Below are 295 nucleotides of genomic sequence, written 5' to 3'. Positions count from 1 at the left end.
AATGAACCGTCAGGTAATACGGTGGTTGTGAAGGTCTGGGTATCGCTGTCACTGTCGGTGACTTCGATACTGATCACTGCACCAATTTCATCACAAGTACCGCTGATGGTGGGGGTGGCACTGTTGAGGTTGGACAGCGCATCCAGGTTCAGTATTGGGAGCGTAAGATCGATAAGGCCGGTTGTAGAAACACTGGCGAGATTGCCAGCGGCATCCAACACCGACACGTCCACATTGAGTAACCCTTCGGAAGCCGCAGCCGGTAAATCTACTGAGAAAGAACCGTCAGGCAATA

At 51.9% G+C, this 295-nt stretch carries 1 pseudogene; it reads right to left on the bottom strand.

Features of this window, described 5'->3' with window-relative positions:
• Positions 1 to 295 (bottom strand): annotated as a pseudogene (locus V5298_RS20935) (RTX toxin); the annotation flags it as partial.

It is taken from the genome of Alteromonas sp. 14N.309.X.WAT.G.H12 (assembly GCF_036697315.1).
Classification (GTDB): domain Bacteria; phylum Pseudomonadota; class Gammaproteobacteria; order Enterobacterales; family Alteromonadaceae; genus Alteromonas.
Note: the sequence above shows the minus strand (reverse complement) of the source record. Positions and strands in the feature narration are given on the sequence as shown.